General features: G+C 70.6%; 23 protein-coding genes and 1 pseudogene. 13 read left to right on the forward strand and 11 right to left on the reverse strand.

Translation table 11 applies throughout. From position 1 onward, the window contains the following. Positions 1-815 (reverse strand): LysR family transcriptional regulator (locus tag ACFWP5_RS43400; RefSeq protein ID WP_384170178.1); only part of this gene is annotated, 815 nt, incomplete at its 3' end. Positions 816-1,005: 190 nt separating this feature from the next. Between ACFWP5_RS43400 and ACFWP5_RS43405 the strand changes: the two genes are divergently transcribed. Then, positions 1,006-1,905 (forward strand): SDR family oxidoreductase, encoded by a 900-nt coding sequence (locus ACFWP5_RS43405; protein ID WP_384170180.1) that lies wholly within the window; start codon positions 1,006-1,008, stop codon positions 1,903-1,905. Positions 1,906-1,948: 43 nt separating this feature from the next. Here the strand turns inward: ACFWP5_RS43405 and ACFWP5_RS43410 are convergent, their stop codons facing one another. Further along, positions 1,949-3,163, reverse strand: a complete 1,215-nt coding sequence (locus ACFWP5_RS43410) for an MFS transporter (RefSeq protein WP_384170182.1) — start codon at positions 3,161-3,163, stop codon at positions 1,949-1,951. Between the two features lie 124 nt (positions 3,164-3,287). Between ACFWP5_RS43410 and ACFWP5_RS43415 the strand changes: the two genes are divergently transcribed. The 3 genes from ACFWP5_RS43415 to ACFWP5_RS43425 are packed head-to-tail and all read left to right on the forward strand — an operon-like array spanning position 3,288 to position 5,484. Continuing rightward, a complete protein-coding gene (locus ACFWP5_RS43415; protein ID WP_384170184.1) occupies positions 3,288-3,671 on the forward strand; it encodes a MerR family transcriptional regulator in 384 nt (127 codons plus the stop codon). A gap of 40 nt (positions 3,672-3,711) precedes the next feature. Then, positions 3,712-4,488, forward strand: coding sequence for a GNAT family N-acetyltransferase (locus ACFWP5_RS43420; RefSeq protein WP_384170186.1), 777 nt, complete (start codon positions 3,712-3,714; stop codon positions 4,486-4,488). 57 nt (positions 4,489-4,545) lie between these two features. Beyond that, the gene (locus tag ACFWP5_RS43425; RefSeq protein ID WP_384170188.1) at positions 4,546-5,484 is read left to right on the forward strand and encodes an NAD-dependent epimerase/dehydratase family protein; all 939 of its coding nucleotides are present in this window, start codon (positions 4,546-4,548) and stop codon (positions 5,482-5,484) included. Positions 5,485-5,566: 82 nt separating this feature from the next. Here the strand turns inward: ACFWP5_RS43425 and ACFWP5_RS43430 are convergent, their stop codons facing one another. Together ACFWP5_RS43430 and ACFWP5_RS43435 are read right to left on the reverse strand one after the other, a co-directional pair. Continuing rightward, positions 5,567-6,448 carry a GNAT family N-acetyltransferase gene (locus ACFWP5_RS43430; protein WP_384170190.1) on the reverse strand — a complete coding sequence of 294 codons (882 nt, stop codon included), beginning with the start codon at positions 6,446-6,448 and terminating at the stop codon, positions 5,567-5,569. 100 nt (positions 6,449-6,548) lie between these two features. After that, positions 6,549-6,812 carry a GlsB/YeaQ/YmgE family stress response membrane protein gene (locus ACFWP5_RS43435; protein ID WP_019057177.1) on the reverse strand — a complete coding sequence of 88 codons (264 nt, stop codon included), beginning with the start codon at positions 6,810-6,812 and terminating at the stop codon, positions 6,549-6,551. 231 nt (positions 6,813-7,043) lie between these two features. On the opposite strand from ACFWP5_RS43435, the gene ACFWP5_RS43440 reads away from it, so the two are divergent. Further along, a complete protein-coding gene (locus ACFWP5_RS43440; RefSeq protein WP_384170193.1) occupies positions 7,044-8,492 on the forward strand; it encodes a hydrolase in 1,449 nt (482 codons plus the stop codon). 65 nt (positions 8,493-8,557) lie between these two features. Here ACFWP5_RS43440 and ACFWP5_RS43445 read toward each other — a convergent pair whose 3' ends face one another. After that, positions 8,558-11,293 carry a sugar-binding domain-containing protein gene (locus ACFWP5_RS43445; protein WP_384170223.1) on the reverse strand — a complete coding sequence of 912 codons (2,736 nt, stop codon included), beginning with the start codon at positions 11,291-11,293 and terminating at the stop codon, positions 8,558-8,560. Positions 11,294-11,395: 102 nt separating this feature from the next. Next, complete coding sequence (locus tag ACFWP5_RS43450; RefSeq protein WP_384170195.1) at positions 11,396-12,580, reverse strand: ROK family protein; 1,185 nt, start codon at positions 12,578-12,580, stop codon at positions 11,396-11,398. 127 nt (positions 12,581-12,707) lie between these two features. Between ACFWP5_RS43450 and ACFWP5_RS43455 the strand changes: the two genes are divergently transcribed. The 5 genes from ACFWP5_RS43455 (at position 12,708) to ACFWP5_RS43475 (ending at position 17,757) form a co-directional block, all read left to right on the forward strand. Next, positions 12,708-14,174, forward strand: coding sequence for an APC family permease (locus tag ACFWP5_RS43455; protein ID WP_384170198.1), 1,467 nt, complete (start codon positions 12,708-12,710; stop codon positions 14,172-14,174). A gap of 563 nt (positions 14,175-14,737) precedes the next feature. After that, entirely contained in the window at positions 14,738-15,724 is a 987-nt protein-coding gene (locus ACFWP5_RS43460; protein WP_384170200.1) for an aldo/keto reductase, read from the forward strand. A gap of 56 nt (positions 15,725-15,780) precedes the next feature. Further along, on the forward strand, positions 15,781-16,353 hold the full coding sequence (locus ACFWP5_RS43465) for a TetR/AcrR family transcriptional regulator (RefSeq protein WP_384170202.1): 573 nt from the start codon (positions 15,781-15,783) through the stop codon (positions 16,351-16,353). A 4-nt stretch (positions 16,354-16,357) separates the two neighbouring features. After that, positions 16,358-17,134: an alpha/beta fold hydrolase gene (locus ACFWP5_RS43470; RefSeq protein WP_384170204.1), complete on the forward strand. Its 777-nt coding sequence runs from the start codon at positions 16,358-16,360 to the stop codon at positions 17,132-17,134. Further along, complete coding sequence (locus tag ACFWP5_RS43475) at positions 17,131-17,757, forward strand: carboxymuconolactone decarboxylase family protein (RefSeq protein WP_384170206.1); 627 nt, start codon at positions 17,131-17,133, stop codon at positions 17,755-17,757. Before ACFWP5_RS43470 ends, ACFWP5_RS43475 begins: the two co-directional genes overlap by 4 nt. Here the strand turns inward: ACFWP5_RS43475 and ACFWP5_RS43480 are convergent. Together ACFWP5_RS43480 and ACFWP5_RS43485 are read right to left on the reverse strand one after the other, a co-directional pair. Further along, positions 17,754-18,164, reverse strand: coding sequence for a helix-turn-helix domain-containing protein (locus tag ACFWP5_RS43480; protein ID WP_384170208.1), 411 nt, complete (start codon positions 18,162-18,164; stop codon positions 17,754-17,756). The two genes, ACFWP5_RS43475 and ACFWP5_RS43480, sit on opposite strands and share 4 nt — an antisense overlap. A 242-nt stretch (positions 18,165-18,406) precedes the next feature. Further along, positions 18,407-18,946, reverse strand: coding sequence for a hypothetical protein (locus ACFWP5_RS43485; protein WP_384170210.1), 540 nt, complete (start codon positions 18,944-18,946; stop codon positions 18,407-18,409). Between the two features lie 58 nt (positions 18,947-19,004). Between ACFWP5_RS43485 and ACFWP5_RS43490 the strand changes: the two genes are divergently transcribed. Both ACFWP5_RS43490 and ACFWP5_RS43495 read left to right on the forward strand, forming a co-directional pair. Beyond that, positions 19,005-19,739 carry a phosphotransferase gene (locus tag ACFWP5_RS43490; protein ID WP_384170212.1) on the forward strand — a complete coding sequence of 245 codons (735 nt, stop codon included), beginning with the start codon at positions 19,005-19,007 and terminating at the stop codon, positions 19,737-19,739. Between the two features lie 100 nt (positions 19,740-19,839). Then, positions 19,840-20,610 (forward strand): ArsR/SmtB family transcription factor, encoded by a 771-nt coding sequence (locus tag ACFWP5_RS43495; protein WP_384170214.1) that lies wholly within the window; start codon positions 19,840-19,842, stop codon positions 20,608-20,610. 65 nt (positions 20,611-20,675) lie between these two features. Here ACFWP5_RS43495 and ACFWP5_RS43500 read toward each other — a convergent pair whose 3' ends face one another. Continuing rightward, on the reverse strand, positions 20,676-21,116 hold the full coding sequence (locus tag ACFWP5_RS43500) for an SPW repeat protein (RefSeq protein WP_384170216.1): 441 nt from the start codon (positions 21,114-21,116) through the stop codon (positions 20,676-20,678). 90 nt (positions 21,117-21,206) lie between these two features. After that, the gene (locus tag ACFWP5_RS43505) at positions 21,207-21,809 is read right to left on the reverse strand and encodes a sigma-70 family RNA polymerase sigma factor (protein ID WP_384170218.1); all 603 of its coding nucleotides are present in this window, start codon (positions 21,807-21,809) and stop codon (positions 21,207-21,209) included. A gap of 115 nt (positions 21,810-21,924) precedes the next feature. Here ACFWP5_RS43505 and ACFWP5_RS43510 point away from each other — a divergent pair. After that, positions 21,925-22,904 (forward strand): annotated as a pseudogene (locus ACFWP5_RS43510) (MerR family transcriptional regulator). A 10-nt stretch (positions 22,905-22,914) separates the two neighbouring features. On the opposite strand, the gene ACFWP5_RS43515 reads toward ACFWP5_RS43510, so the two are convergent. Further along, positions 22,915-23,927 (reverse strand): cryptochrome/photolyase family protein (locus ACFWP5_RS43515; protein ID WP_384170221.1); only part of this gene is annotated, 1,013 nt, incomplete at its 5' end.

Genomic DNA, 23,927 nt, shown 5'->3' on the forward strand with positions numbered 1-23,927 from the left:
GCGCAGCGCGTCGGACGCCCGTTGGGTGCAGGCGCAGGACGGGGAGCCGTCGGCTGCCCGGGGCCGGGGCTGAGGCCTGCGGTGATGGCAACGGCCTGTCCGTCGGCGACGAGCTCGAACTTGTCCTCAAGCGACCGGATGACCGGACCCCCGGGTGCCGGGCGGCCGTCGGGCCGGGGGTCGATGCGCCAGAAGGCGCTCCACGCCGGGTCCGCGCCGGGCGTCCGGGGGAGGGGCTCGTCGGCGATGTCGTCCAGGGTGACGGACTCCTTGCCGGCCAGACGGTGGTCCAGCGGTACGAGCAGGACGCGCGGCTCGTCGTAGAGGACCGTGACGTCCAACTGGTCGGTGGGGAACGGCAGTCGGGCCACCACCGCGTCCACCCGCCGGTCGAACAGGGCCGCACGCACATCGTCGTAGGCCAGATGTACGACGTGCACGTCGGCGTCCGGATGCCGGCGCCGCACCTCGCGTACCGCCGGGGTGACGAACAGGTTCGCCATGTACCCGACGGCGAGGCGGCTGGGTTCCGCGGCGGCGCGGGTCTCGGCGGCGGCCTGGGCGGTGGAGCGCAACAGCGCCTTGGCGCGCGGCAGAAACACCTCCCCGGCCTCCGTGAGCCGGGTGCCCTGTGGGGTACGGTCCAGCAGCCGGGCCCCCAACTGGTCCTCCAGCCGCCGGACTTGACGGCTCAGGGACGGCTGGGTGATGTGCAGCGCCTCGGCGGCACGGCCGAAGTGACGCTGCTCGGCCACGGCGATGAAGTACCGCACGAGGCGCAGTTCGAGATCGGGCGCGGCAGGCAGGTCCGTCATGCCTGAAGTGTACGGCCTGAGACCGAGGAGACTTCGGCCGAATGCCATCTGAGCTGCTGTGATGCCTGACCTGTATTGCGACATGCGAAACAGGCTTTGGACTTGGAACCCCTGCGCTGCCCACGATGGAAACACAGCAGGACAGCACAGCACAGCGCAAGCTCACCTCACCTCGTCGAAGGAACGCACCATGCGTGTTTTCGTCACCGGCGCCACCGGGTTCATCGGCTCCGCCGTGGTCCGTGAACTGCTCGACGCCGGGCACACGGTCACCGGACTGGCCCGCTCGGACGCGTCCGCCGAGGCGTTGACGGCCGTGGGTGCCGCCGTACAAAGGGGTTCGCTCGACGACCTCGACAGCCTGCGCGAGGGCGCCGCGGCGGCGGACGGGGTCTGCCATCTGGCGTTCATCCACGACTTCACGGACTTCGCCGCCAACTGCGCCACCGACCTGCGCGCCATCGAGACGATCGGCGAGGCACTGGCCGGCACGGACAAGCCCTTCGTGGTCACCTCGGGCACGCCCGGGCTCGGCGACGGGAGGGTGGCGACGGAGGAGGACCGCGTCGACCCCGGGTCGTTCTCGGCGATCCGGCAGCCGTCCGAGATCGCGGCGGTCGCGCTGGCGGAGCGCGGGGTACGGTCGTCGGTCATCCGGCTGCCCCGCTCCGTGCATGGCACCGGCGACCAGGGATTCGTCCCCCAACTGATCACCGTCGCCCGCGAGAAGGGCCTGTCGGCGTACGTCGGCGACGGCTCCGCCCGCTGGCCCGCCGTACACCGGCTCGACGCGGCCCGGCTGTACCGATGGGCCCTTGAGTCGGCCCCGGCGGGCGCGCAGTACCACGCGGTCGGCGACGAGGCGCTGCCGCTCCGCGAGCTCGCCGAGGTCATCGCCCGCCGTCTCGACGTCCCGACCGGCAGCGTGCCCGCCGAGCAGGCGGTCGACCACTTCGGCTTCCTCGGCCTCGTCGCCTCGCTGGACTGCCCGGCGTCGAACACGCTGACGCGGAAGCAGACGGGGTGGGAGCCGGTCGAGGTGGGGCTGATCGCCGACCTTGAGACGGGGCACTACTTCGGCGAGGCCTGAGGCGCCGGCTCGTCCGCGCGCGTGACGGACTGGGGCATCGCGCTTACGCGCAGGGCGAGTTGACGGGCCGCTCGGCCTCCACAGGTGCCGCAGGAAACGCGTTCCGGCGGCCCAGCACGACAACAGTGAGCGCGCCCGCGACCAACGGCAACGCCGTCCAGGGCAAGGCCCCGGCGCCCATCCCCGACAGGGCGAGGCCGCCGGTGAACGAGCCCCCGGCGATGCCCGCGTTGTACACCGTGGTCTGCAACGACGTTGCCACATCGGCGTGTTCGGGGCCGGAGGCGTTGACGAGCGCGGTCTGGATCAGCGTCGGCGCCCCGCCGAACGCGATCCCCCACACGGCGACGGAGGCGAGCAGCACCGCAGGGGAGTCGCCATGCAGGCCGAGCACACACATGACGGCCACGAACAGGGTTGTCGCGCCCAACAGCGTGGGCCGCGCCCACCGGTCCACGAGCAGCCCGGTGGCCCAGATCCCGACGACCGTGGCGACCCCGAAGACCAGCAGGACGACGTCCGTACGGCCGTAGCCGGAGTGCGCCGTGAACGGGGCGACGTACGTGTACATCACCTGATGCCCCAGCAGCAGGAACAGCGTGACCGACAGGACGGCCGGAATCCCCGGCAGCACGGCGACACGCCTCAACGGCACGCGTGCGCCCGGGAGTTCACCGGGAAAGCCGGGGACCCGCAGCCGTATCCAGACCACCACCAGCACTGCGAGCCCGGCCAGCATCCCGAACGCCGTACGCCAGCCGACCGCCCCGGCCAGCGCGGTCCCGGCCGGCACGCCCAGCGACAGGGCGAGGGTGATCCCGGCCAGCACGATCGCGATGGCCCGGCCGCGTCGCTCGACGGGCACCATCCGGGCGGCGTACCCGGCGAGCATCGCCCACATCGTGCCGCCCATGACCCCGGCCAGCAGTCGGGCGCCGAAGGTGACGGTGTACGACGACGACAGCGCGACCACCGCGTTGGCGCAGGCGAAGCCCAGCAGCGTACCGACGAGGACCGGGCGGCGCGGCAGCCCGCGCAGCGTCGCGGTGACGGGGATCGCGGCCAGGAAGGAGGCGACGGCGTAACCGGTGACCAGGAAGCCGACCCGCGCCTCGGAGACGCCGAGGGCCGGTGCCATCCGGGGCAGCAGACCGGCGGGGAGGAGTTCGGTCAGGACGGCGGTGAAGGCGGCCGTGGACAGGGCGAGGAGCCCGGACCAGGGCAGGGCGGCGCCCCTGGCCGGGGATGCGGTGGTCATGGGACCATGGTCGAACCCACACATCAGTGTGAAGGCAAGTGAGCCCCGCAAGAGGCTCCCCGACCGAGCCCCGCGAGCACGGCTCCGCCGGTCGTGGCTCGGCCCGCACGTCCCGGAGGCAGGCATGAAGATCGGCGAGCTCTCCCGCCGCACCGGCGTCCCCACCCGCCTCCTGCGCTACTACGAGGAGCAGGACCTGCTGCACCCCGACCGCACCGAGAACGGCTACCGCTTCTACGGCGAGCCCGCGGTCCGGGACGTCCAGCAGATCCGCGGCCTGCTGGACTCGGGGCTCACCACCGAGATGATCCGCGCGATCCTGCCGTATCTCTCCGGACCGGACGAGATCCACGTCCCCGCCGACTGTCTGACCCCGGAGACGGCCGCCCTGCTCAGCGGTCACATCGACCGGATCCAGGCCCGCATCGACTGCCTGGCCCGCAACCGGGACCGCCTGAGCACGTATCTGGCGGCGGTACGGGCGGACGTGCCGTCGCAGGGCTCGTAATCCCGTTGCCGAGTCTGCCCGCGGATGTTGAAGTGAGCCTATGGATCACGCCACGGTACTCGCCCTGCACGACCGCGACCTGCGCGAAGGCGCCCGGCCCAACGGCCCCGGGGCCCGCGTCGAGCGGGTCGGAGGAGTGGTGCGCCAGGTCGCCGACGCGCACGGGTGGAACGGCGTGCTGTGGTCGGACCTGGACGGGACGGACGCCGACGCGGCGATCGCCGAGCAGATCGCGTACTTCACCGCGCTCGGCCGCGACTTCGAGTGGAAGCTCTACGGCCACGACCTGCCGACGGATCTCGGACAGCGGCTGACGGCGGCCGGGTTCACGCCCGAGCCGCAGGAGACGCTGATGATCGGCGAGGTCGCCGAACTGACCCTCGACGCCCAACTGCCGGACGGTGTCCGCCTGTTGTCCGCCACCGACCGCGCCGGCGTCGACCTCGTGGCGGACGTCCACGAGAAGGCCTTCGGCACGGACAGCACCCGGCTGCGCGCCAGCCTGCTCGCCCAACTCACCGCCGAACCCGACACAGTTGTCGCCGTCGTCGCCCTCGCCGGAGACGAACCGGTGAGCGCGGCCCGTATGGAACTCGTCCCCGGCACCCGGTTCGCCGGTCTGTGGGGCGGTGGCACGGTCGAGGCCTGGCGGGGCCGCGGCATCTACCGTGCCCTGATCGCCCACCGCGCCCGCATCGCCGCGGACCGGGGTTACCGCTATCTCCAGGTCGACGCCTCCGACCAGAGCCGCCCCATCCTCGAACGCCTCGGCCTCGCCCCGCTGACCACGACCACGCCGTACGTGTACGAGCCGTAGACCCGCGGCCCAACCCGCCGATGTCACATCCGCGCCGACCCGATCCGTCGCATCGTCATGACGACGAACGAGAGCAACCAGGGCAACGAGGGCGGTCAGAGCATCCTCCTCGCCGGTGCCGGCGGCGTCCTCGGCGGCCACATCACCAAGGCCCTGACCGACACCGGCCACAAGGTCACCGGCCTTGGCCGAGGGCCCGGCAACGGCATCCGCGCCGACCTCATGGACCGCGAAGCGCTACTGCGGGCGGTGGACGGCCACCACTTCGACACGGTGATCCACGCCGCGACCGCCCTGCGCAAGGCACCCCTGCGCCACCGCGACATGCACGCCACCGACGCCCTGCGCATCCACGGCACCGCCCACCTCGTCGAGGCCGCCCGGGCCACCGGCGCCCGCCGTTTCATCACCGAGTCGATGGTCTTCGGCTACGGCTACGGGCACTTCGGCCCCCGCACCCTGACCGAGGACGACCCCTTCGCCCCGCGCGGCACCACATCGGAGCTGGAAAAGCACATCGAGGGCATGCGCACCAAGGAGCAACTCACCGTCCAGGCGCAGGACTTGGAGGGCATCGCACTCCGCTTCGGCCTCTTCTACGGCCCCGGCGGCACCGACGCCCTCCTCCCGATGCTGCGCAGGCGCCAACTGCCCGCCCCTGACGACCACGGCCGGGTCCTGCCCTGGGTCGAACTCACCGACGCGGCCCGCGCGGTGGCCTCCGCCGTCGAACACGGCCGTCCGGGGCAGGCGTACAACATCGCCGACCGCACACCGCTCGGCTTCCGCGCCCATGTGCTGTGCGTGGCGCGGGAGTTCGGCCTGCCGAAGCCGATGGCCGTACCGCTGTGGATGATTCGACCGATGGGATACGCCCGCACGATGATGACCAGCAACCTGCGGGTGTCCAGCGCGAAGGCCGAACGGGAACTGGGCTGGACGCCTGTGTATCCGTCCAGCAGCGACGGCCTCGCCGCGCTGCGCGCCGCGCGTTGAGCCGCGCACCGGGGCCGAACGGGCCGTAGCCGAGGGCTGGTTGGTCCTTGTCGCAGGCCCCGCACGGCCTACGCCTAAGTGTCTACAGGTCGAGCTGGTACTCCACCGCACGATGAGTCGGCACATACCCGAGCGCGTCGTTCACCGCGCGCATCGGCACGTTGTCGTCCGCGGTGTCCGTGAGCAACCCGGCGAGCATCGGGTGGAGTTCGTGCGCACGGTGGATCGAGGCCGCCTTCATCCAGCGGGCGAGACCGCGGCCACGATGGGCGGGCAGCACGGCCGTGCCGTAGTGCTGCGCGTCGCCCAGTCCGTCGCACGGTACGACCAGTTCGGAGAACCCGACGATCCGGCCGTCCGCCGTGTCCACGGCGGCGACGGTGTGCAGGAGTTCCCCGCGCCGTGCGACCGCCTCGGCCGCCGCGATCAGCCGGTCCACATCCCATACGACGGTGCCGTAGTCGGTGCCGTCCATCGGCATGTCGTCCATGGCGCCGCGCGACTCGGCGTAGGAGCGGGCGAGTTCGTCCGGCACCGTGCCGTCCCACTCCGTCAACTGGTAACCGGGGTGCGGATGTTCGGCATGCTCACCGATCGCCGCGAGATCCGCGTCGGCCAGCGACAGCCGGGCGTACGTCAGGGCGAGCACCGGACGGAAGCCGCGGGCCGGCAGGAACTCGTCGCCGGGAGACCCCTGTTGGGTCTGAGCGACGACCGAGCGTCGGCCCTCCGCGCGGGTGGCCTCGACCGCGGCCTCCAACAGCCGCGTACCGACGCCCTGTCGACGCTCGGCGCCGTGGACGGTGATCTCCAGTTCGGCCAGATGCGCCTGCCCCTCCTTGAGGAACAGGCGCAGCGAAGCCGACCCGAGGGGCACGCCGTCGGCGTCCTGGGCGAGCCAGACGAGACGACGGCTCGACGGGCCGGACTCCGGATCGACGAGCGGGATGACGCGTGGTGACAAGGGTTCTCCGTCGGGAGTGCGGGATACGGGGACCGGGCAGCAGGCTCGCAGAAACTAACGGCCGCCCGGTCTCACCCGCAACGCAATTCCCGCCCACCGCTCAGCGGCGCGCCCTCGACCGGTCCAGCGCGGCTATGCCGACCGCTGCCAGGCCGATCTGGATGAGCCACTCGATCCAGTCGATGCCCTTCGTGTCGGCGACCCCCAGGCCCGATGCGATGGCCGCGCCGATCAGCGCCGCCACGATGCCGACGACTATCGTCAGCAGCACGCCTATGTGCTGGCGCCCAGGGACGACGAGCCGTCCCAGCACGCCAATGATGATGCCGATGATGATGGCACTGATGATGCCCGAGATCTCCATCTCCGCCCCTCTTTGTCGATAGTCCTGCTCTCTTCATGTGCCCGCTGCACGCCGAGGCAGTCCGCCGGAGTTTTGTCGCCTGTTATTGCCGGGACTTTCTGTTCACCACCCCTTCATGCCATGTACCTTTCAATCGTTCAACGCGTGTAGAACTCCCCAACTACCGTTCTACGCGCGCAGATCAGGCGCCCGCACCGCACCCTTCCCCATCCCCTCATGGAGGTTCGCCGGATGCTTGGATCCAGAAGATCCCGCCGCAGACTCACCACCGCCCTCGCCGGCCTGGGGCTGTTCGTCACAGGGGCCGCCCTCCAGGTCACTACCACGGCCGCGCCCGCGCACGCGGCCACCACGAACCGCGTCCTGTTCGACGACGGCCACGCCGAGGAGGCGGGCAACGCGGACTGGATCATCTCCACCAGCAAGCCCGACCCGCTCTCCCAGGACTCCACCCCGTCCGCCGAGACCGACTGGACCGGGGCGCTCTCGTCGTGGGGCGTCGCCCTGCAGAAGACCGGCAGCTACAGCCTCAAGACCGCCACCAGCGCGCTGACGTACGGCGGTTCGTCGACGACCGACCTGTCGAACTTCGACACGCTGGTCCTGCCCGAGCCCAACACGCTGTTCACGACGGCCGAGAAGACCGCGATCATGACGTTCGTCCAGAACGGCGGCGGCCTGTTCATGATCTCGGACCACACCGGCGCCGACCGCAACAGCGACGGCGAGGACGCGGTCGAGATCCTCAACGACCTGATGACGAACAACAGCGTCGACTCGACCGACCCGTTCGGCTTCTCCGTCGACACCCTCGACATCAGCTCCGGCTACCCCGCCGCGATCAGCGACAGCACCAACGAGGTCCTGAACGGCGCCTTCGGCACGGTCACCAAGAGCCTGATCGCCGACGGTACGACGGCCACCCTCAAGCCCGCCGACAATGCGAACGTCAAGGGCCTTGTGTACCGCAGCGGTTACTCCGGCAACACCGGCGCGTTCTTCGCGACCAGCACCTTCGGCAGCGGCCGCGTCGCGTTCTGGGGCGACAGCTCACCCATCGACGACGGCACCGGCCAGTCCGGCAACACGCTCTACGACGGCTGGAACGACACCGGCGCCACCAACGCCGCCCTCGCCCTCAACGCCACCGCGTGGCTGGCCGGCGACGGCACCAGCGGCGGTGGCGGAGGAGGGGGCGGCACCACCTGCACCGCCTCCCAGCTCCTCGGCAACAACGGCTTCGAGTCGGGCAACACCACCTGGAGCGCCACCAGCGGCGTGATCACCAACTCCAGCAGCGAGGCCGCCCGCACCGGTTCGTACAAGGCATGGCTGGACGGCTACGGAACCGCCACCACCGACACCCTGTCCCAGTCGGTGTCCATCCCGTCCGACTGCACGACCGCCGCCCTGAGCTTCTATCTCCACATCGACACGGCGGAGACCAGCACCAGCACGGCGTACGACACGCTCAAGGTCCAGGTCCTCAACAGCTCCGGCACCGTCCTGAGCACCCTGGCGACCTACTCCAACCTGAACGCGGCCAGCGGCTACACCCAGCGCAGCTTCAGTCTCGCGAGCTACGCCGGCCAGACCGTCACCCTCAAGTTCACCGGCGTCGAGGGTTCCACGCTGCAGACGTCCTTCGTCGTCGACGACACGGCGCTGAACGTCAGCTGATGACGACCGGTGGGGCCCGGCGACGGCCGGGCCCCACCGGTTCACGGTGTAGGGACTGTTCGCCTCTACGGTGCCGGGACCGTCCGCTCCGGTGTGTTCCAGCCGGAGACCCGCACTCGTGGCGCCGACCCGTGCAGATCCGCCGTCCGGTAGGTCGCCGTCAGCGTCGTCGACTCCCCGGGCCACAGGCTCACGTCGTTGTCGGACCACCGCACCGGCAGCACCGGCTTGCCCGCCGAGTCCACGAGGTGCACGTCGGTGAGGAGTGAAGGCGTCTTGCCCTTCCCGGAGTTGCGCACCGTGACCGTCGTGGTCGACGTGCCGTGCGCGCCCGCCTCGGTCGACGCCGTCGCCGAAAGCGGCGCCTGCGCCATCGAGTTGAGCCCCTTGAGATCGGCGTAGCTCGTCGTCGGCGTGTAGTACCAGTCGGTGCGTGCCCAGTCGAGCGTGTCGGGCTTGCTGGAGAGCCAGTACACGTTCCGGCTCACCTCCTTCCCGGACGCGTCGGTCAGGGTCAGCCGCACCAGGTACGTCGTCGACAACCCGCCTACCGACGAGGGCAGGGTGAGCGTCGTGCTGTGCGCGCCGCCGCCGGAGACCTGCACTCCGGCCACCTTCTTGTCGTACTTCTGCGTCCCGTCGGTGTTGAACAGGGTTGCCCGCGCGGTGAGTTGGCGTGCGGACGCGTTCCGGTTGTTCACCACGACGACCGAGCGGTTGTCGTAGGAGTACTGGATGTGCAGCGGCTCGTTCGCCTTCTTCGCGCCGAAGTAGGCGCCTCCCTGGTCGAGGTAACGGTCCATCAACTGCCAGTGCAGGGAGGTCCAGCCGCTGTTGAACATCCAGTAGACGACCCCGGTCGCCGGCTTCGAGGCGTCGGTGGCGTTGCGCTCGTACGCCTCGAACTGGGCCCGGACGTTCTCGTACTGGGCGAGTTGGGCCTTGCGGACGTAGTCGGTGAGGCTCGTCGGCGGGCCGTAGCGGCCGGTGAGGGCGTTGTCGTAGAGCTTGAGGGTGTTGAAGGTCGAGGACGGGGAGCGGTGGTACTGCTTGGCGGTCGGGTCCTTCCAGAGGGTGGCCAGTTCGGCCGGGATCATCATGCGGCGCAGGGTGTCGAGGGTGGGGATGTCGGGGCCCGCGCTGGTCTCGGAGTTGAAGCCGGTGGCGCCGCCCTCGCGCTTGGCGTACCAGTAGTTCGGCGGGATCCAGTCGTACGGGCCGGTCATCTTCATGCCCGAACTGCCGGTAATCGGCGAGGAGTTGTCAGACGCGGCCGCGACCACCGGGGTTTTCCAGTCGGCGGCCTTCAAAGCGTCCAGGTACGTCTTCTCGATCCTCGCGTCGGGTGCGAAGTCGCTGCCGATGAGGAAGGAGATCACGCTCGGGTGGTCGCGCAGCCGGGCGGCCTCGGCGGCCATCGACGCCTTGGCGACCGGGTAGTCGGCGGCGGTCCACTTGTCGCCCGTCTCGTCCCCGTTGACCTGGCCCTCCCACTTGTCGCAGCACTCCCAGCCGGGGAGGGTCAGGATGCCGTAGCGGTCGGCCAGGTCGAAGAACTCGTCCGGCTCGATGTGCCCTTCCAGGCGGATGGTGTTCAGGCCCAGATCGAGGGCGTACTTCAGGCGGTCCTCGACGTACGTCCGGTCCCAGCGCAGGAACTCGTCCGGCGACCAACCGCCGCCCTTGATCAGCAACTTGCGGCCGTTGATCCGGTACTGACGGTCGCCGTCGGAGTTCAACGGGGCCTGCACGTCCCGGATGCCGAAGGTCTCGTGCACGGTGTCGGAGGCCGTGCCCGCGACGGAGGCGGAGAGATCGAGGCCGTAGAGCGGCTGGCCGCCCATGCCCGCGGGCCACCAGACCTTCGGGGAGGTGAGGTGGAGGCCGTGGACGTCGGACGGCGCGAACGTGATGGTCTTCGTCTCGTGTGCGGCGAGGGAGACAGTCTTCTCGAAGACCGTCCTGCCGATGCTGCCCCTGACCTTCGCGGTGACGGGCGCGCCCGAGTCGTTGCGGGCCTGCGCCTTGACCGTCAGGTCCGCGGTGGCGAGCGACGGCACGGCCAGCTTGGTCACCACATGCGCGTCGCGCAGCGCCACCGGGCCGCCGCGCCGGACGAGGACGTCGCGGACGATGCCCATGTTCTCGTCGGGCGGCGGCTGGAGCCAGTCGATCCAGCCCATGGTGAGGTTCTTGTTCGGGTCGTTCGGCTGGATGCGGAAGGCGACCGTGTTCGTGCCGGAGCGGACGAGCGAGGTGACGTCCAACTCGTGCTGTGTGTAGGCGCCGTTGACGTCCGCGGCCTTGGCGATCCGCTTGCCGTTGACGTAGACGTCGGCCGCCGAGATCACCCCGCTGAAGTCGAGGTAGGTGCGCCGGCCGGTGTCCGCGACCGTGAAGTCGCTGCGGTACCACCACGGCACCTGGAAGTCGGCCTTCGGGATCTTCTGCTGGTTGGTCGAGTAGAAGGGGTCCGGGTAGACGCCGTCGGCGATCAGGGCCGCGAGGACGGTCGAGCGCGCGCCGGCCGGGTACCAGCCGGCCGCCCGATAGCCGGGGGAGGAGACGCCCGCGGCGGAGTCGCCGACCTTGGCGGACGACTGGATCGCGTAGCCGGACAGCGGGGTGGCGGTCCCAGCGGTCGAGCGTACGGCGGTCACCGGGACCCGCGCGGGAGGCGGGGACGACTCCCGGGCCCCCGCCCACGCGCTGGTGGTGAGGGAACCCAGCAGACCGAGCGCGACCGCGGCCGTGGTCAGACGGCCTCTGAGGAGTGGGGGAACGGCGGGGCGGTGGAACACGGCGGTCTCCAGCCTCGTCAAGTTAGGAAGCTTTACTAACCGCACCAGAAGGTAGGGCGCACGACGGGGCCTGTCAATCACCGTTTCCCGTGAGCGAGTTGCTCAGGACGCCGAGTGGCGCTCGAACACCAGGTCCCGCGCGGTGCCGAGGGCCGTGGCCACGGCACCCAGCAGTACCGCGTCCTCGCCCAGTGCGCTGGGCACGATCTTCGGCCGGAGCGGAGTGAGCGCGCGCAGGTTCTCCCGCACCGGACGCAGCAGCAGATCAACGCTGTGTCCGACACCGCCGCCCAGCACCACGAGGTCCGGATCGAGCACGGCCGCGGCCGCCGCCACCGTGTACGCGATCCGCTCGCCCTCCAGCTCAACCGCCTTGATCGCGGCGGCGTTTCCCTGCCGGGCCGCGTCGAACACGGCCTTCGCGGTGAGCTGCTGTCCGCTCATGCCGAACCTGCGGGCCGCCTCCACGACGGCCACCCCGGACACCGCGTCCTCCAGCGTCTCCGGCTTCTGCTGCCCCGGCCACGGCAGGAACCCGATCTCCCCGGCCCCGCCGTGCGCCCCCGTGAACAGCCGTCCCTCGCTGACCACACCCATCCCGAGACCGGTGCCGATCATGATGTACGCGAACAGCCGGCTGCCCGCGCCGACGCCGTACGTGTACTCGCCCAGCGCCGCGAGATTCGCGTCGTTGTGCACCTCCAGCGGGACGCCCAGCTCCTCCCGCATCCGGTCGAACAGCCCGGCCCGGCCCCAGCCCGGCAGATGCATCGCGAACCGCACCCGCCGCCGCTGCTCGTCGTAGACGCCCGGTGTGCCCACCACGGCGTGCACCACCGCGCCCGGTTCGACCTCGGAGTTCGCGACGACCTGACGGGCGGTGGCCACCACCAGCTCGGCCATGGCACCCGAGCTGCGGGCCCGGTTGCGGACGTCCGCCCGGGCCACCACCTCACCGTCCAGATTGGCCACCGCGACCCGCAGCCAACTGCGCCCGACGTCGATCCCGAGCGCGTACCCGGCGGACGGATCGGGCGCGTACAGCACGGCGGTCCGGCCGCGCTCCGGGGCCTGCGTGCCGACCTCGTGGACCAGTCCCGCCTCCGCCAGGGCGGCCAGCGCGCTGGAGACCGTCGGCTTCGACAGGCCTGTCTCGCGGGCGAGTTGGGCGCGCGAGGCGGCACCGGCGACGCGCAGCCGGTCGAGCAGCAGCCGCGCGTTCGTACTGCGCAGCCGCTGACGACTCCAAGGCTGTTCCGGTCGCTCCACGGCGTCACTGACGGGCATCGCATCATTCTCCGGCATCCTGGACAGCCTCTTGACGAGTCTAGTAAGGCTCCTTAACTTTATCGCCCAGTCACCCGCGCCGGGCCACCCCGTATCCCTCTCCCCGTGACCAGCCCCAGGAGTCCCCATGTCCGGTAGTCCGCCTCCCGGTAGCCCGCCCCCCGACGGCGGGTTCGTCCGCCGCGTCGGCCTCTTCCAGGCCACCGCCATCAACATGAGCCAGATGTGCGGCATCGGTCCGTTCGTGACGATCCCGCTGATGGTCGCCGCGTTCGGCGGCCCGCAGGCGGTGATCGGCTTCCTCGCGGGCGCGATCCTCGCGCTCGCCGACGGACTCGTGTGGGCCGAGATGGGCGCCGCGATGCCCGGCTCCGGCGGCAGCTACGTCTATCTGCGCCAGGCCTTCCAGTACCGCACCGGCCGGCTGATGCCGTTCCTGTTCGTCTGGACGGCGATGCTCTTCATCCCGCTGATCATGTCGACCGGCGTGGTCGGCTTCGTGCAGTATCTCGGCTATCTGGCACCGGACCTGGGCAGGACGTCCGGCGACCTCATCGGCCTCGGCGTCATCGCCCTGGTGATCCTCCTGCTGTGGCGCGGCATCGAGAACATCGCCCGCATCACCGCCGTGATGTGGACCGTGATGATCGCCTCGGTGTTCCTGGTCATCGTGGCCGCCGCGAGCGACTTCAGCGCGCACCTCGCCTTCACCTACCCGGCGCACGCCTTCGACCTGGGCAGCGACCACTTCTGGCTCGGCTTCGCCGGCGGCCTGACCATCGGCATCTACGACTACCTCGGCTACAACACCACGGCCTACATGGGCGCCGAGATCAAGGACCCCGGCCGTACGCTGCCGCGCTCCATCCTCTTCTCCATCGTCGGCATCATGGCGATCTACCTGATGCTGCAGATCGGCACGCTCGGTGTCATCGACTGGCACCGGATGACGAACGTGAACGACATCGCCTCCACCTCGGTGGCCTCGGCGGTCCTGGAGAAGACCTGGGGCAAGGGCGCCGCCGACACGGTCACCGTCCTGATCCTCATCACGGCCTTCGCCTCGGTCTTCACCGGCCTCCTCGGCGGCTCCCGGGTCCCCTACGACGCGGCCCGTGAACGCGTCTTCTTCCGCCCCTACGCCAAACTCCATCCCAAGCACCGCTTCCCGATGCTGGGCCTGGCCACGATGGGCGTGATCACGGCGATCGGCTTCCTGATCGGCCGCCACACCGACCTCGCGACCCTGATCCAACTCCTGACCACCGTCATGGTCATCGTCCAGGCACTGGCCCAGATCATCGCCCTGACGGTCCTGCGCAAACGCCAGCCGACCCTCCGCCGCCCCTACCGCATGTGGCTCTACCCCGTGCCGAGCATCGTCGCCTTCGTCGGCTGGTGCGTGATCTACGGCTACGCGGACCGGAACTCGCCGGGCCGCCACCCCATCGAGTGGTCCCTGGCCTGGCTGGCCCTGGGCTGCGTGGCGTTCGTGATCTGGGCCCGTTTCGAGAAGGTGTGGCCGTTCGGCCCGAAGGAGATCACGGAGGAGTACCTGGTCGAAGCGGCCCCGGACGCGGAACCAGTGCTCTGACCGGGAAGTTTCGCCGCGTCCGGAAGTGCGGATCGGTGCTCGTGGGCCAGTCGGTCTGCGGTTGCCGCCTGCCACGTCCGTGAAGTTCGGCGGAGGCGGCCTTCCGGCTCGCCTCCGCCGGTGCACCACAGGAGAACCTGGACCGGGGGCAGCCAGGGCAGGTCCAGTCCCTGAGTGATGTCGTGGGTGTGCAGGAGAGTCTCGGCAGCGCCCACCACCACGAACCCCCAGGCGGTGAAGCCGAGGACCGCTGCCCTTGCGCGGGTGGTGCGCGCCGGCCCTGATCTGGGCCAACGTCATAGTCGCGCTCGCGCAGGTTGTTCTCGCGACACTCCGCGGTCCCGCGTCGCCGGGTTCCTGTTTTCCTTGCCGACAAGACCCCCGCGTCTACATCCACCTCGCCGGAATCCGTGGCCGCGCGCATCGTCTTCGCCCGGACCACGCCTCGGACCTGGACCTTTCCACGGCGGTTCTGTGCCCTGTCGGCTGTGTCCCGGAACCCGGGTGTTGCGGTTCGGCGGAACCTCATTTAGATTACGTGTCGTAACGTAAAGGAGGTTGCGATGCTCCACACCACGCTCGGATCACTTCACGTCTCGGCGCAGGGACTGGGCTGTATGAGCATGAGCGAGTACTACGGCCGGTCCGACTGGAATCGGTCCCTCTCGGCCGTCCACCGCGCACTGGATCTGGGTGTCACGCTGCTGGATACCGCCGACATCTACGGTGCCGGGCACAACGAGGTCCTGCTCGGCCGTGCGATCGCGGACCGGCGCGAGGGCGTCGTGGTGGCCACCAAGTTCGGCATCGACCGCTCGGCGGGCGATCACCGTCGCCGTGTGCGCGGGGAGCCGGACTACGTGCGCCGCTCCTGCGACGCCTCGCTGCTGCGCCTGGACGTCGACCACATCGACCTGTACTACCTGCACCGGCCACCGCAGGATGTCGACCTCGCCGAGACCGTTGAGGCGATGTCGGAGCTGGTGGCCGCGGGCAAGGTGCGCCACCTCGGGCTGTGCGAGGTCGACGCGGACCAGTTGCGGCAGGCGCACGCCGTGCACCCGATCGCCGCGGTGCAGAGCGAGTACTCCCTGTGGAGCCGGGAGGTCGAAGCCGTCGTACCGGCCATGGCCGAACTCGGCGTCGGCCTGGTGCCGTACGCGCCGCTGGGGCGCGGTTTCCTGACCGGAAAGGTGGATCCGGGCGCACTGGGTGAGAACGACTCCCGACGCGTCCATCCCCGGTTCCAGGGCGATCACGCCGTCGCCAACCGGCGGCTGGCCGAGACGGTGGGCGCGCTGGCGGCGCAGCTGGGCGTCACCGGCGCGCAGCTCGCACTGGCCTGGGTGCACGCCCGCGGTCGGCAGCTCGGGATCTCCGTGGCGCCCATCCCGGGCACCAGCAGCCCGCGGCACGTGGACGAGAACGTGGCCGCGCTCACGATCTCGCTGGACGACGCGGTGCTGGCGCGGCTCGATTCGCTCGCCCGGGAAGTGTCCGGCGAGCGGCACGGCCCGCTGCAGGCCGTCCGACCCCGGGCTCAGTCGTGACCGGCCCGCAGACCCGCGGCCGGGGACGGCCTCGCGAGCCCGAGCACGAGGAGCTCGTGTTCACCGCCGCCACGCAACTGCTCCTGGAAGGCGGCGTCGCCGCATGCACGGTCGAGGCGGTGAGCCGCCGCAGCGGTGTGAGCAAGCCGACGATCTACCGGCGCTGGCCGCACCGCACCGCGCTGGCGATCGAGGCCTTCGCCGCGCACATCGGCCGCCTGGTGCCGCTGGTCGAGACCGGGGACAGCGCGCACGACCTGGTCCAGGCCGTCGCCCGGTTGGCCGAGTACTACCAAGGCCGCGACGGCATCGTCTTCGCCCAGCTGGTCGCCGCCGCCGTGCTGGAACCCGGTACCGCCGACCTGCTCAACTCCCGGTTCTTCGAGCCGCGCCGTGCGGCGCTGCGCGAGTTGTGGGAACGCGGGGTCGCGCGCGGCGAGCTCGACCCGCACGTCGAGCCCGACGCGGCGATCGATCTGCTGTTCGGCCCGGCAGCGTTCCGCCTGCTGCTCGGCCACCAGCCCGTCGACGTGGACTCCTGCGTGCACCTGGCCCGCACCGCCCTACAGGGCTTGATCCTCACCCGACCGACCACACCGTCCCCCGCACCGAAGACAACCGGAGGTTAGAACCATGCTTCCCCTCACCGACACTCCTCAGCAGCCCCATGCGAAGCGCCCCGGGCGCACCCTCGTGGCCTCGCACTCGTTCAGTTTCGCCCGCCGCGAATGGATCGAGGCCAGTGCTCCGCTGTCGGAGCAGTTCCGGGTCGTCGCGGTGGACGCGCCCGGCCACGGCGAGGCGCGCGAGATCCCCGGCTACACGATGGCCGAGATGGCCGCCGCGTTCGCCGCCACGATCAACGAGCTCGGCCTGACCGACTACGTGCTGGTCGGCCACTCGATGACCGGCAAGGTCATGCAGATCCTCGCCAGCCGCGCGGGCGCGGAGCTGGGGCTCAAGCATCCCCCGGCGAAGCTCGTGCTGATCACCCCCACCCCGCTCGGGCAGGAGGTCGGCGGCGAGGACCTGCCCCGCGACCTGTTCGAGAGTCGCAGGGACCACGCCGACGCGGAGAAGTTCGTGCTGGACCGCACCGCGGTGCCGCTGACGCCGGAGGTGTTCGACCGCACCTGCGAGGACTACGCGCGGATGAACCGCAAGGCCTGGGATGCCTGGCTGAACAAGGGGATCTACGAGGACTGGACCGAGCGCGCCGCGCCGATCGACGTCGAGACCCTGCTGATCGTCGCCGACAGCGACCCGGTCTGGGGCCTGGAGATGCAGAACAAGCTGACGGTGCCCCACCTGTCCAACGTCACGATCGCATCGGTCGACTCCGGCCATCAGGTGCCGCTGGAGGCGCCCCAGGCCCTGTCCGATCTCATCACCGACTTCGCCGCGTCATGACCGGCGCCGCTCAGCCATCGACCCGAGACCGGGACTGGGGCGGGCGACTGCCCCTGGCCTCCCGCGGTCCGCTCACCGAGGACCAGCTCGCCGCGCGGCGACGCATACGGGCCGAGGTGGTGCCGTGGGCCCGGGAGGCGGGAGCCGTCGCGGCCACGGCCGAAGGAGATCCGATCGGCCCGTTCAACGCGTTCATGCACCGCCCCGCCGTCGGCATGGCCTTCCTGGCCTGGGTCCTCGCCGACCAGGCCCAGTCGTCCCTGGCCGCGCCTCTGCGTGAGATCGTCATCCTCACCGTCGGGGCGGTGTGGAACTGCGAGTACGAGATCTACGTCCACACCGCGATGGCCCGGCACACCGGCGTCGCGGAGCCGGTGATCGAGGCTGTCGTCGCCGGGCGCTCGAGTGCCGACTTCTCGTCCGCCGAGGCAGCGGTCCACCGCTTCACCGACGAACTGGCACGCACGCGGTCCGTCTGCGACGACACGTACCGCCTCGCGGTCGACGCGGTGGGGCAGACCGGCGTCCTGGACATGGTCAACCTGATCGGCGCATACCTCGCGACGTCGGCTCTGCTCAACGCCTTCCGGGTGCCCGCACCACCTCCGGCCGAGCCCAGCTAGGGCGGTGACCGAGTAACTTCGCCGGGTGGCGGGCGTGGGTGGTGCGCCGGCGCAGGCAGGCGTGCAGGGCGCGGGTCTGGCCAGGGTGGTGCCGGCGGTGGGGAGGATGCCGAGCGGGCCGAACTCGTCGAACGCGAAGAGGTGCTTCGGCGCGTGTTCCAGCAGGTACTTGATCCGGTCGAGCTTGGTGTCGTAGTCGGGGTCGGTGGACTCCTTCCAGGTGCTGGTGCGCTGGAAGGTGACGCCGCGTCAGGCCGGCGGGCACCGCAGGGCCTCACGCCCCGGGACGATCGTCCGGCCCGCGACGGTGGCCGGCGGGGACAGCCTCCCGCCCACTGAGGATCCAGGCAGGCCAGACCGATCTCGTTGAACCGGTGGATGACGTCGCGCACGGTGTCCTCGTCCACGGCCGCCGGCTGGGCGATGACCGGGACCCGGTCCCTCCGGCCGAGGCCGGCAGCATCATCGCGCGGCGGTAGCGCACCGTGTTCATGGTCCCGCGCCGCACGACCTGCTGCAGTTTCCGGCCCTCGTGATCGGATAACCGGCGGACCCTGACCGGCTCTGCCACCACGCGTCCACGAGGCCGGAACGGATGCGCCCCACCGTCCCACACCCACCAACCCGGCGAAGTCACCCGGGCGACGCACTAGCGGCCGCTGACCCACCCGGTCGCGGCCAGCACCTCGCCCGCGATATCGACGACGGAGCGCCCGTCGGTCACCACCCGCACGGTGCCGACGGGCGCGCGCTGGTCCAACACCCGTGCCTTGCGGGCACTGTTGGCCAACTCGTGCCCCAACTCGCTACCGATCTCACGCCCGTTCAGCCGCGAGGCAGCCGTCTCGTCGGAGGCGGTCAGCAGCACCCGTACGATCCGCACGTCCGCGCCCATCGCCCTACGGAACTGCCCGGCCGTCTCGTCGAGCACGCTCACCGTGTTCGTGTACACGAGGCGTCGGTACCCCAGCGCGGCGTAATTCCCCCACACGGCCGTCAAGTTGGCCTCGCCGATCGCGGCCCGGTGCGGATCGCCGTCCGGCGCCGGATGCACCTGCCCCATGAAGTCCCCGTCGATCACGGCATGGGCGATCTCCGCCGCTCGCAGCCGCGCCGATACTTCCCATCCGACGGTCGTCTTCCCGACCCCGGCGCGTCCCCCGATGAGCAGTGCCTCCGCATGATTCATGCGAGCAGCGTGCCAAGCGATACTCGTGCGGTCGAACGATTTCGGGGAGGCGGGCCACGTGGAGGAGCCGGCGCTCGGCGGAGGCGCGGTCAACCAGGTCGTACGCGTCGGGGACACCGTACGGCGCACTCCGGCCCCGCCGGAACGGTCGGCCTTCGTGACCGGACTGCTCGACGTGTTCGAGCGCCGGGGATGGTCAGGGGCACCGCGCTTCCTCGGCACGGACGAGCGAGGGCGGGAGATGTTCCAGTACATCGAGGGCAGGGCGGCCGTAAGCCCCGAGGAACGGTCCGCCGCCCGCACCGACGACAGCCTGGCGCACGTCGTACGGCTCGTCCGTGCCTTCCACGATCTGACGCACGGCACACCGCAGGCCGGTGACCAGGACGTCGTCTGCCACAACGACCTGGCTCCGAAGAACACCGTCTACGACAGCGCCTGGCACCCGGTGGCCTTCGTCGACTGGGACCTCGCCGCCCCCGGCGAGCGCGTCCACGACGTCGCCCACGTCTGCTGGCAGTACCTGGACCTCGGCCCGGACATCACCGACGTACCCGCAACCGCCCGCCGGATCGCGCTGATCTGCGAGGCGTACGGCCTCGACGACGCCGACCGGCTCCTCGACACCGTCCTGTGGTGGCAGGACCGGTGTTGGCGAGGCATCGAGTCCGGTGCCGAGCGCGGCGAACGGGGCATGGCCGGCCTGCGGGCGAGCGGGGTCGTGGACGAGATCCGGGACGCGCACGACTGGGTGGCCGCGCACCGGCGCGAGCTGGGCACGTTCCTGCGCTGAGGCGCCGTAGAGGACCGGCTCGCATCGGACGAAGGCACTCCTTGACATGCAGGCAACTGCCTGCATAACGTTGGGTGTGCGATCCGAACATGACTCAGGGATGGACGCGGTCTTCAAGGCCCTGGCCGACGAGACCCGCAGGCGCCTGCTGGACCGGCTGCACGAGCACAACGGGCAGACGCTCGGCGAGCTGTGCGGGCGCATCGACATGACCCGTCAGTCGGTGACCCAGCATCTGGCCGTCCTGGAGGCCGCCAACCTGGTCAGCACGGTGCGGCGCGGCCGGGAGAAGCTGCACTACCTCAATCCGGTCCCGCTGCACGAGATCCAGGAGCGCTGGATCGACAAGTTCGAGCGCCCGCGACTGCGCGCGCTCGAAGCCCTGAAGCGACGAGCCGAGGAAGCCATGACCGACAAACCGACATTCGTCTACGTCACCTACATCGCGAGCACCCCCGAGAGGGTCTGGGACGCGCTCACCGACGCCGACCTGACCGCCGCTTACTGGGGCCACAGCAACGTGTCCGACTGGCAGCCGGGCTCCCGTTGGGAACACGTGCGTACGGACGGCTCCGGCATCGCCGACGTCGTCGGCACGGTGGTGGAGAGTGAGCGGCCGACCCGCCTCGTGACCACGTGGACCTCGCCGGAGAACGAGGGCCAGGAGGACACGTACTCCCGCGTCACCTACGACATCCGGCGCCACGAGGACATCGTGCGCCTCACCGTCACCCACGAGGACCTCGCCGACCAGGGCGAACTGTCCGACGTGTCCGGCGGCTGGCCGGCGGTCCTGTCCAACCTGAAGTCGGTCCTCGAAACCGGCAGCCCCCTCCCGCAGGCGCCGTGGCTGGTGCCGGGCGACCACTGAAGGGGGCGCTGAAAGGGGGCGTGCCTTCCTTTCGGGTTTCTACGGCTTGTTTCCGGGGTGTGCTTCTACGGCTTGGGAGTGCTCCGCGCCGCCGTACCGGCACACACCAGGCCCATGAGTACGGCCAGTCCGCCGATGATGACGTTGTTCAGGATGACGCCCTTGTCGGGATTGCTGCCGACGATCCACGGCGAGACGATCATCCAGACACCCAGGGCGCTCATCGCCCAGCTGAGGCCGTACATCCGTTCCGGCGCCCTGGTGAACCCGAGGGCCAGCAGCCCGATAGCGATGCCGACGATCAGGTTGTGCGGCACGAGCGCGGGTTGGCTCGTCGTGTAGTGGAGTATCCACGGGGACACGGCGCAGTACAGACCGAGCAGGAACACCGGCCCGTCCACGAGCGCCACATCGCGTCCACCGAGCATGCGGGCGTAGCGCGCCTGCATTTCGGAGACATCAGGGTGGCTCGTTATGTCACCTCTGGTGTGCGAGACGTTGGCCATGACTCGTCTCCTTTGACTTTGCTGGCCTGACCGCGTCTGGTGCGGTATGCGGTAAAAGCCGCTTATCTCCATAGTGCTCTTATTTCGCCTTTATGTGTAGTGGTCAGGCTGTTTGTCGTCCTGGAGGCGGCGTCGCAACTGGTGGAGCCCGCGTCGTGCGTGGCTCTTGACCGTGCCGAGCGGCCAGCCGGTGCGCCGCGCGATCTGGGTCTGGGTCAGGTCCTCGTAGTACGTCAGCCGCAGTACCCGCTGCTGCGGTTCGGGCAGCCTGGCCAGTTCGTGCAGGACGAGGACGCGGTCGAGAGCCGTCTCGGTCTTCGGGGTGACCGGATCGGCGAGGGCCGGCGACGAGCCGGCGGCGGTCACGAGACGCAGGCGACGCGTACGGGCGGACAGCGCGTCGGCGATCCTGCGCCTGGCGATACCGACGATCCAGCCGCCGATCGCGCCACGCTCAGGGCGGAAAGCCCGCCGCCCGCGCCACACCCCGAGGAACACCTGCTGCGTCACATCCTCGGCCTCCGTGGTGTCCCCCAACGAGCGCCGGGCCAGGCTGTGCACCAGCGGCGACCAGCGGTGATACGCGGCGGCCAGACAATCCGCGTCCCCCGACACCAGCCCCCGGGCCAACTCCTCGTCGGTGAGCGACTCCGCCGCCGGGCTCGGGCGGATGACGCCGGGCTGCGGGCTCATGACGACGGCTCCTCACTTGGGACGGCGACCGCCCCGGTGCGGTCATCGTGGGAGCCAGGGATCAAGGCCCTCAACTCGCGTCGATTCTGCGTCGTACAGTCGCCGGATGAGCGAAATGCCCGCCGACAGGGACGCGGTGAACCCGTCAGCGGCCGAAGTGCCCCTGACGACCGGCGCGTTGGCCCGTCGGCTGGGCGTGGCGCCGACCACGTTGCGGTCCTGGGAGCGTCGCTACGGCATCGGGCCCGCGGTCCGCGCCGAGGGACGGCACCGGCGCTGGACCTCGCGGGACGTGGCGCTGCTGGAGGCGATGTGCCGGCTGACCTCGTCGGGCGTGCCGCCCGCCGAGGCGGCACAGGTGGCGAAGGGTGCCGCCGGTTCGCACGCGGAGCGCATGGCCGTACGGCCCCGGGAGTCGCGGGCCCCCGGCGCGCTGCCCCTCGGTGATGTACGCCAGGAGTGCCGTGGCCTGGCGCGCGCCGCCGTGCGGCCGACGCACCGGCCGTCGAGCGTCAACTGGCCGATGCCGTCGGCCAGTACGGCATCGTCGTCGCCTGGCAGGAGGTGATGGTGCCGACCCTGCACGCGGTGGGGCGCAAGTGGGCGTCGTCCGGGGACCGTTACGTCGAGGTGGAGCACCTGCTGTCCTGGCACGTCTCCACGGTCCTGCGCCGACACACCTCGCTTCCCGGGCGACAGGTGGACGTCTCGCCCGTCGTCCTGGCCTGCGTGCCCGGCGAGCAACACACCCTCCCCACCGAGGCGCTCAACGCCGCACTGGGTGAACTCGGCCTCCCCACAAGGATGTTCGGCGCCGCCGTACCCGCAGAAGCACTCACCGCGGCGGTACGGCGGCTGGGACCGGCGGCCGTCGTCCTGTGGGCGCAGGCACGCTCCACGGCGAGCCTGCCGCTGGCCCGGCACCTCGCCGACATCCGCTGGGGAGTGAAGGGTGCCCGGCGACAGCCCTCGGTGGTGCTGGCCGGTCCCGGCTGGTCCGGCCCTTCGGCGCGGGGAGCGCTGCGGCCAACGACCCTGAAGGACGCCGTGGACATCGTGTCCGGGACGTACGGGGTGTACGAGACACGGCACTGACAGGGGGACCTCAGTCACCCGCCCGGCCTCGCCTGAACCGCGCCAGCCCGTCGGCGAGTTCGACGATCGGATCCGGATAGTCCCCGAGTGCGGCACGGTCAAGTCCCCTGAGTTTCCACGGCTCGTGCACCAACGGGCCCTCCAGCCGGGCGAGTTCGGGCACCCAGCGGCGGACGTACGCGCCGTCCGGGTCGTGCCGCTTGGCCTGGGTGACGGGGTTGAGGACCCGGTTGGGGCGCGAGTCGGTGCCGGTGCCCGCCATCCACTGCCAGTTGAGCTGGTTGTCGGCCACATCGCCGTCGACCAGGAGGTCGAGGAAGTGCCGGGCGCCGACGCGCCAGTCGACGTAGAGCGTCTTGGTGAGGAAGCTCGCCGTCAGCAGGCGTCCACGGTTGGGCATCCAGCCCTCGTGGCGCAGTTGGCGCATCGCCGCGTCGATCAGCGGATAGCCGGTACGGCCCTCCTTCCAGGCCGCGATGTCCTCGCGCGCCGTGCGGTCGGACCGCCAACGGTCGTGTTTCGTACGGTAATCCGCCCCGGCGGCCGAGGGCCTGGCTGCCAGCACCTGCCGATGGAAGTCCCGCCACGCGAGCTGCCGTGCGAAGGCCTCGGGGCCCGGTCCGTCCAACTGCCGTGCACGGTGCACCAGTTCGACGGGGGAGAGGGTGCCGAAGTGGAGATGGGGAGAGAGGCGGGAGGTGGCGTCTGCGGCGAGGGCGTCGTGCAGGTCCTCGTATGCGGCGATGCCGTTGCGCAGCCACCGGCTCAGCAGCCTGCGGCCCTCGGTCTCCCCGCCGGTCGCCAGGCCCGGTGACAGACCCGCGACACCGGCACGCGAGGGCAGCTCCTCGGAACCGACGCCGTCCGGGACCCGCACGGTGCGCGGTGCGGCCAGCGGGGCGCGCAGGTGCTGCCCGGACCACTGGCGGAAGTACGGGGTGAAGACGGCGAAGTGGTCCGAGGAGGCCGGGGTCACCGCGCCGGGGGCGACGGCCGTGGTCACGGTGTCGTGGACGTGCAGCC

Source organism: Streptomyces sp. NPDC058469, assembly GCF_042721125.1.
In the GTDB taxonomy this organism is placed as follows: domain Bacteria; phylum Actinomycetota; class Actinomycetes; order Streptomycetales; family Streptomycetaceae; genus Streptomyces.

Excerpts from the sequence above, each read along its gene's own strand:
- ACFWP5_RS43405 (WP_384170180.1), top strand. The coding sequence starts at position 1,006 with ATGCGTGTTTTCGTCACCGGCGCCACCGGGTTCATCGGCTCCGCCGTG.
- ACFWP5_RS43410 (WP_384170182.1), bottom strand. The coding sequence starts at position 3,163 with ATGACCACCGCATCCCCGGCCAGGGGCGCCGCCCTGCCCTGGTCCGGG.
- ACFWP5_RS43415 (WP_384170184.1), top strand. The coding sequence starts at position 3,288 with ATGAAGATCGGCGAGCTCTCCCGCCGCACCGGCGTCCCCACCCGCCTC.
- ACFWP5_RS43420 (WP_384170186.1), top strand. The coding sequence starts at position 3,712 with ATGGATCACGCCACGGTACTCGCCCTGCACGACCGCGACCTGCGCGAA.
- ACFWP5_RS43425 (WP_384170188.1), top strand. The coding sequence starts at position 4,546 with ATGACGACGAACGAGAGCAACCAGGGCAACGAGGGCGGTCAGAGCATC.
- ACFWP5_RS43435 (WP_019057177.1), bottom strand. The coding sequence starts at position 6,812 with ATGGAGATCTCGGGCATCATCAGTGCCATCATCATCGGCATCATCATT.
- ACFWP5_RS43440 (WP_384170193.1), top strand. The coding sequence starts at position 7,044 with ATGCTTGGATCCAGAAGATCCCGCCGCAGACTCACCACCGCCCTCGCC.
- ACFWP5_RS43450 (WP_384170195.1), bottom strand. The coding sequence starts at position 12,580 with ATGCCCGTCAGTGACGCCGTGGAGCGACCGGAACAGCCTTGGAGTCGT.
- ACFWP5_RS43455 (WP_384170198.1), top strand. The coding sequence starts at position 12,708 with ATGTCCGGTAGTCCGCCTCCCGGTAGCCCGCCCCCCGACGGCGGGTTC.
- ACFWP5_RS43460 (WP_384170200.1), top strand. The coding sequence starts at position 14,738 with ATGCTCCACACCACGCTCGGATCACTTCACGTCTCGGCGCAGGGACTG.
- ACFWP5_RS43470 (WP_384170204.1), top strand. The coding sequence starts at position 16,358 with ATGCTTCCCCTCACCGACACTCCTCAGCAGCCCCATGCGAAGCGCCCC.
- ACFWP5_RS43475 (WP_384170206.1), top strand. The coding sequence starts at position 17,131 with ATGACCGGCGCCGCTCAGCCATCGACCCGAGACCGGGACTGGGGCGGG.
- ACFWP5_RS43485 (WP_384170210.1), bottom strand. The coding sequence starts at position 18,946 with ATGAATCATGCGGAGGCACTGCTCATCGGGGGACGCGCCGGGGTCGGG.
- ACFWP5_RS43495 (WP_384170214.1), top strand. The coding sequence starts at position 19,840 with ATGGACGCGGTCTTCAAGGCCCTGGCCGACGAGACCCGCAGGCGCCTG.
- ACFWP5_RS43500 (WP_384170216.1), bottom strand. The coding sequence starts at position 21,116 with ATGGCCAACGTCTCGCACACCAGAGGTGACATAACGAGCCACCCTGAT.
- ACFWP5_RS43505 (WP_384170218.1), bottom strand. The coding sequence starts at position 21,809 with ATGAGCCCGCAGCCCGGCGTCATCCGCCCGAGCCCGGCGGCGGAGTCG.